Raw genomic sequence first — 6,684 nt, 5'->3', positions numbered from 1 at the left:
AGCCTTCGGCTCAGCGCTTTCGAGCGCTAACCGGCGACCCGGCCGCGGACCGGCCACTTCGTGGCCGCCGCTCCCTATGGGTCGCGGGTGCGGGGTTGGGAGTGCGGTCATGGCGGTCTTGATGTGCACGGTGTGGTTGGGGGGTGCGGGTGGTGGCGGTCTTGATGTGCACGGTGTGGTTGGGGGTGCGGGTGGTGGCGGACTTGGGGTGCACGGCAGCACAGAAGGAGCAGCACAGAAGGACATGGGTAGCTCGCCGGGTACGGGCTAACTCAGCCAGCCCACGACCGACGGCCGCCGACACAGAGTCAGCGGTCGGTGAAGTCTGGCCTGAGTACGCGGGGAGGCGGGACAGTCACGCGCCGGGGCCTACGTTTTTGCTGTTGCGGGTGCGCAAGGCGTGGACGTAGTCCTCGGGGGCGCCTGCTTTTTCGGCTGCGTCGGCGATGACGCCGATGTAGCGGGCCGAGGGGAGGCCGCCCTCATAGGCGTCGAGGACGTAGAGCCAGGCTAGGCGGGATTCGCCTTGGGTGCCGGTGACTCGGATTCGGATCTTCTTGTGGATACCGAAGTCGGAGCCTTCCCAGCGGTCGAGGCTGTCCTCGTCCTCGGGGGAGACGTCGTAGAGCACGACGAATACCCGCTGGCCGGGGTCCTCGACGACGGTGGCCAGCGGCCCTTCCCAGCCGATGTCGTCACCGGCGAAGGTCAGGCGCCAACCCTCCAGCCACCCGGTCCCGGACATGGGCGAATGCGGGCAGCGTTCCAGCATCTGCGTCGAGTCCATGTTGGACCCGTAGGCGGCATAGATCGGCACCATGAAACTGTAGCCAATAAACACGGCGGAATTCCTGTCTCCCACCCAGATCGGCTGACGGTCACACTCGCCGGCGGCGCTGTAACACCCGCCCCCGTTCCCGAGGGCCCTGCGTGGCTACGCTTCGCCGGCGTGTCCCAGCCCGCCGGTCACACCGGGAACGTGGCACAGAACACGCGCACCGTTGTTCACCGATCCGACCCGGCCATGTCACATCGCACCTGAAATGATGGCCTCGACAGCACGGACGAGCCCTCACAAGGGGCAGGTCCGATCAGGCGAGCACAAGGAGCGTGACTGGTGGCACGGATTGCGATCATCGGCGGTGGACCGGCCGGATACGAGGCGGCGCTGGTAGCTGCCCAGCACGGGGCCACGGTGACCCTGATCGACGCCGACGGCATCGGTGGCGCCTGTGTGCTGTGGGATTGCGTGCCGTCGAAAACGTTCATCGCCTCGACCGGCCTGCGCACCGATCTGCGCCGCGCACGCGATCTCGGTATCACCCTCGACGCCGATCAGGCCAAGGTGCATCTGCCCGAGGTGAACGCTCGCGTGAAAGCTCTCGCGCTGGCGCAGTCCTCCGATATCCGCACCAAGTTGCAGGCCGCGGGCGTGCAACTACTTCCGGGCTACGGCGAATTGGTCGGGCCCGCACCGGGTTTGGCGCACCGCGTGCGCGCGACGCAGGCCGACGGCAGCACCGAGGAGTTCGAAGCCGAGGTCGTGTTGATCGCGACCGGTGCGAGCCCGCGGGTGCTCCCGGGTGCCGAACCCGACGGTGAGCGGATCCTGAACTGGCGTCAGCTCTACGACCTGCCGGAACTGCCCGAGACGCTGGTTGTCGTCGGATCCGGTGTCACCGGCGCCGAATTCGTGTCCGCGTACACCGAGATGGGTGTGCCGGTGAAGCTCGTGTCGAGCCGTGATCGCGTGCTGCCCGGCGAGGACGCCGACGCGGCCCTCGTGCTCGAGGAAGCCCTGGCCGAACGCGGCGTCGAGCTGGTCAAGCACGCCCGCGCCGATGCCGTGGAGCGCACCGCCGACGGCATCGTGGTGAAGCTGTCCGACGGCCGCACCGTCACCGGCTCGCACGCGCTGATGACCGTCGGCTCCACCCCGAACACCCAGAACCTCGGCCTCGACCGGGTCGGTATCGAACTCGACCGCGGCGGATACCTTCGCGTCGACCGGGTTTCGCGCACCTCGGTGCCCGGTATCTATGCCGCGGGCGACTGCACGGGTCTGCTGCCGCTGGCTTCGGTGGCCGCGATGCAGGGGCGGATCGCGATGTACCACGCGCTCGGCGAGGGTGTGAGCCCGATCCGGTTGAAGACGGTGGCCTCGGCGGTGTTCACCCGCCCGGAGATCGCGACCGTCGGCGTCAGCCAGACCGCCATCGACAATGGTGAGGTCCCCGCGCGGACAGTGATGTTGCCGCTCAACACCAATCCGCGCGCGAAGATGTCGGGGCTGCGACGCGGCTTCGTCAAGATCTTCTGCCGCCCGGCGACCGGTGTGGTGATCGGCGGTGTGGTGGTCGCGCCGATCGCCTCGGAGCTGATCCTGCCGATCGCGCTGGCGGTGCAGAACAATCTGACCGTCACCGACCTAGCCCAGACGTTCTCGGTGTACCCCTCGCTCACCGGTTCGCTCACTGAAGCCGGACGTTTGCTGATGCGCCACGACGACCTCGACTGAACTCGTAACACCAGAATGTGAAACGAATCACAATGGGTTTCGGGTTTCGAATTGTGTTGTTCGCCAACGCTGCTCGTCGATTCTCGGCAACCGTGACACCAGGTGTTTGCGCAGGCGGCGCCCGGTGAACTCGAAACCCGGTGCTGCGTTGCCTGTCCCGCGCTCATGTGGTTGACTCACCGCCGAGGCGTGATCAGATGTGATCGCGTGGTGGAGCAGTGGGGGATTCCCTCCGGGAAAGGGATTACGAAAAGTGAAGCATCGTAAGCCGAGTCGGGCGCAGCGAGCGATGGCAAGCACGTCGTTGCCGTTGGCCGCCGCGGCAGCCGTGGCAACCCTCCTCGCGGCACCGGCCGGCGCGGTCCCCAGTGACCAGCCGACTACGCCAGCGACTCCGGCTCCTGCGCAGCCGGGCCAGCCTTCGGGCGAAGTAGAAGCTCCGGAGACCCCGGAAACGGAAACCCCGGAGAGCGTCAAGCCGGGTCAGACGAAGCCGGGCGAGACCAAGCCGACGCCGGCCCAGCCGGGTGTCACCAGTCCCGCGCCGGGTCAGCCGGAGCAGGGCACCCCCGCCAAGCCGACGCCGAGTCAGCCGGGCGTCACCAGCCCGCGTGTCGCGCCGCTGCCGGTGCCGGGACAGGCACAGCCGGAGCGTGCGGGCGCGACGCCGGATCAGCCGGGTACCACCAAGCCGGAGACGGGCGCCACGCCGAGCCAGCCGGGCACCACGCCGGGCCAGCAGCAGACGCAGCCCACCGTGCCGTCCGATCAGGGCACCGGGACCGGCACCCAGGCCGAGGTCGAGTCTCCGGACACCCTCATCCAGGAGCCGAAGGAACCGGCCTGGCAGGCACCGCGCCTGGCCAACGCGCCCGCCGCGCCTGTCGTCGAGATGGAAGGCCCGCGCCAGGAAATCGGCGTCACCGTCGACGGTGCCGGGATCCTCGCCAACACCCACCACTACAACAACGCCTCGGGCTACGTCGGCACCGTCGGCTACCGGGCGCCGGGTGGCGGTTTCGGTGACGCCGGTGTCTCGGTCGAGTACGTCGGCGCGAACTCGGTCAAGGTCACCACCTTCAACGGTGGCGACGGCCGTGCCGACAACACCACAGTGACCGTGCTCGACACCACGCAGGCGAACCTGGCCAAGGCCGCGGTGGAGAACTGGATCAAGGCGCAGCCGGGCGGCGTCGCCGCGCTCGATGCGGCCGCGAAGGCTACACTGCCCGTGCCGGGTGAGTTGCTTCAGACGTTGAACGTCGCGGGTGTGAACACCCAGTGGGGTGGCTCGATCCAGTACTGACACGCAGTACGTCGTGTGGGGCGGTCGCCTTCGACCGCCCCACACGTGTGTCCTGGGGAAAGGATTGACTTGGGCACCGAGGGCGACGACAACGAACGCGGCGATCAACGACCTGCTGCGGAATTCGGTCCTCCCGTAAGCGATTTCGGGCCGCCGGTCGATGACGCTGGTTTCGGTGGGCCCGTTCCCGCCGCGCCGCCGCCCGCGCCGTCCGGGGTTCCGGAGCGAGGTTGGCGACCGGCCGGTCCGCCCGCCGGTGCGCCTACGCCCGGCCCGTTCGGTCCTCCGGCAGGTGCGCCCGCGCCAGGTCCGTTCGGTGGTCCTGTTGCGGGTCAGCCGCCTGTTGCTCCGCCGCCGGGTCCGCCCTCGATCGCAGGTTCGGTGCCACCCGGACCGCCCGCCGGTCAAGCGCCCCCTCGGCTACCCGATAGTCGCCGTTCCGCGCCGACTTCTGTTTTCGGTGACGCACTGGCGACGCCACCGCCTGCCGGACCGGGTCCGCGCAACGCGCCGCCGTTCGGTGGTCCCACTACTGCCGGTGGGGATACCCCTGCCGGTCCAGGGTCGCGGGAGTCCGCGCCGTTCGGTGGTCCCACGCAGGGTGGGCCGCCCGCGGCCGACCCGACGGTGCGTTTCGGTGGCGAGCAGCCGCGCGGTGAGAGTTCGGTCTTCGGCGACTCGGTGTTCGGTGATTCCGTACCGGTGACATCCGGTCGTGAGCTCACCGAGGTGATCCGTCGTGGTCGTCCCGGCCCCAAAGATCCTGCGCCGCAGCCACCCTCGCGCGATAGCGGGCCTTCCTCGGAGCCGGTGCGTCCGCCCGAGGGCTCGCGTACCCCCTTGGTCCCCGATAAGCAGCGGCCCGCAGGCGACAAAGCGTGGTGGGACAATCCGGACGATGACGGCGCGATCCCGAAGCCTCCAACCGAGCCAGGCCTGTCGTGGGCCGACGATCCGATCGCTCGCCGTCTCGCGCCGAAGATGCCCGCCACCCCGGTGCCGGAGGAGAAGGAACCCGATAACAAGCGCCTGCGCTGGATCGTCGGCGGTGTGGCCGCGGCTGTGTTGCTCGTGGTGGCGCTTGTTCTGACGATCGGTCTGGTCAAGCGAGGCGGCGGCGCCGATCCCGGTGTCACGGCCGCGCCGGTTCCCTCGGTCGCGTCCGGCTCCGAGTGTCAGTCCGTCGCCGAACAATCCGTCACCGTCGGCAACGGGCCGGGCGACACCACCACCGGCGCCAGGGCCATCCTCGGCTTCCAGTACGCCTTCTACACCGATCGATCCGGGGCGAAGGTGCGCGAATTCGTGGCGCCCGACGCCGAGAACATCTCACCTGCCGAGACGATCCAGCAGGCGATCGACGGTCAGATTCCCGCTGGCACCACCCACTGCGTGAAGATGCGCGAAACCACCGTGGGCCGCTACGACGTGGAACTGCGCGAAATGCACCCCGACGGTTCGGCCGTGGTCTACAAGCAGGAGATCATCACCACCAACACCGACGGAAAGTGGCAGGTCAAGTCCATCACCGCTCGGTAATGTCTCATTCTGTGAGACAACAATTTCATATTCTGGTAGCCGATATGCAATCGTAGGATGATTGCTTCTCTTGGCGTCCCCCGGAGGTTCCTATGTCGCTGACCATTCCAGCATTGGCGGGCAAGCTCGCCGGCCTGCAGAGCTCGGCGATCAGGGACCTGCTCAAACTCACCGCCCGCGACGACATCATCAGCCTCGCTGGTGGCCTCCCCGACGCCGCCCTGATGCCGCGCGAGCGGATCGCCCTCGCTGCCGAGGCGGCCCTGCGTGACCCCGCCGTGCTGCAGTACACCGAGTCGTCCGGCTGGCCTGCCCTGCGTGAGGTGATCGCGGCACGCGAATCCGCCAAGATCGGCCGCACGGTGCCCGTCGCCGAAGTCTTCATCACCCATGGCTCACAGCAAGCACTCTCGCTCTTGGCCGAGGTCCTCCTCGATCCAGGAGCACTCGTGATCGTCGAAGACCCCGCGTATGTCGGTGCGCTACAGGTCTTCCGCGCTGCGGGCGCCCGAATCGTCGCCGTCCCGCTCGACAGCGAGGGTATGCGTCTCGACATCCTCGAAGACCTCTTGGCCGCAGGCGAACGTCCCGCTGTCGTCCACACCGTCTCCACCTTCCACAACCCCGGCGGCGTCACTCTCACCCCCGAACGTCGGCAACGCCTCGCGAAACTAGCTGAGGCCCATGGTTTCTGGGTCATCGAAGACGACCCCTACGGCGAACTCTGGTTCGACCAGCCCGCACCCGCCCCGGTCGCCTCGTATTCCCCCCAGGTGATCCGCCTGTCCAGCGTCTCCAAAATCCTGTCCCCCGCCCTCCGCGTCGGCTGGATGATCGCCCCCGAAAGAGTCTGCCGCGCAGTAGAACTCCTCAAACAAGGCGCTGACCTCTGTGGTTCCGCCCTGACCCAGCAGATCGCCACCGACCTGCTGGCCGGCACCAACTGGATTGCGGCCCATGTGGATTCGATCCGCACCACCTACGGCACCAGAGCCCGCGCCCTGGTCTCCGCCGTCCGCACCACCTTCGGCGACCGCATCCGTTGCACAGACCCCGCCGGCGGCATGTTCATCTGGGCCGAATTCACCGACAACACCGATACCTCCACCCTCCTCCCCGCAGCCCTGGACGCGGGCGTCGCTTACGTCCCCGGCGCCGCCTTCGCCGTCACCAACACCACCCCTAACACCCTCCGACTCTGCTTCACCACCTCCGACGAACCCACCCTGACCGAAGCGGTCAACCGCCTGTCGAAGGCCGCACCTGCCTAGAGATCGGCGGCACTCGGCGGTGACGGAGTAAGGGCCGAGGCAGCTTGCGC

General features: G+C 68.1%; 5 protein-coding genes. 4 read left to right on the top strand and 1 reads right to left on the bottom strand.

What is annotated here, in order from left to right; translation table 11 throughout:
• Positions 1-355 precede the first annotated feature (355 nt).
• A complete protein-coding gene (locus ACFWO8_RS25995; protein WP_378919964.1) occupies positions 356-817 on the bottom strand; it encodes a gamma-glutamylcyclotransferase in 462 nt (153 codons plus the stop codon).
• Between the two features lie 300 nt (positions 818-1,117).
• Here ACFWO8_RS25995 and ACFWO8_RS25990 point away from each other — a divergent pair, with 300 nt between their 5' ends.
• From ACFWO8_RS25990 to ACFWO8_RS25975, 4 genes are all read left to right on the top strand, one after another.
• Positions 1,118-2,518: an NAD(P)H-quinone dehydrogenase gene (locus ACFWO8_RS25990; protein ID WP_378963730.1), complete on the top strand. Its 1,401-nt coding sequence runs from the start codon at positions 1,118-1,120 to the stop codon at positions 2,516-2,518.
• A gap of 289 nt (positions 2,519-2,807) precedes the next feature.
• Positions 2,808-3,824 carry a hypothetical protein gene (locus tag ACFWO8_RS25985; RefSeq protein WP_378963729.1) on the top strand — a complete coding sequence of 339 codons (1,017 nt, stop codon included), beginning with the start codon at positions 2,808-2,810 and terminating at the stop codon, positions 3,822-3,824.
• Positions 3,825-4,205: 381 nt separating this feature from the next.
• Positions 4,206-5,363 carry a hypothetical protein gene (locus tag ACFWO8_RS25980; RefSeq protein WP_378963728.1) on the top strand — a complete coding sequence of 386 codons (1,158 nt, stop codon included), beginning with the start codon at positions 4,206-4,208 and terminating at the stop codon, positions 5,361-5,363.
• A 92-nt stretch (positions 5,364-5,455) separates the two neighbouring features.
• Positions 5,456-6,634, top strand: coding sequence for a PLP-dependent aminotransferase family protein (locus ACFWO8_RS25975; RefSeq protein WP_378963727.1), 1,179 nt, complete (start codon positions 5,456-5,458; stop codon positions 6,632-6,634).
• Positions 6,635-6,684 lie beyond the last annotated feature (50 nt).

This window comes from Nocardia sp. NPDC058480 (assembly GCF_042720495.1).
In the GTDB taxonomy this organism is placed as follows: domain Bacteria; phylum Actinomycetota; class Actinomycetes; order Mycobacteriales; family Mycobacteriaceae; genus Nocardia.
The sequence above is the reverse complement of the archived record's forward strand: the minus strand, read 5'-3'. Positions and strand labels throughout refer to the sequence as shown.

Excerpts from the sequence above, each read along its gene's own strand:
- ACFWO8_RS25985 (WP_378963729.1), top strand. The coding sequence starts at position 2,808 with ATGGCAAGCACGTCGTTGCCGTTGGCCGCCGCGGCAGCCGTGGCAACC.
- ACFWO8_RS25975 (WP_378963727.1), top strand. The coding sequence starts at position 5,456 with ATGTCGCTGACCATTCCAGCATTGGCGGGCAAGCTCGCCGGCCTGCAG.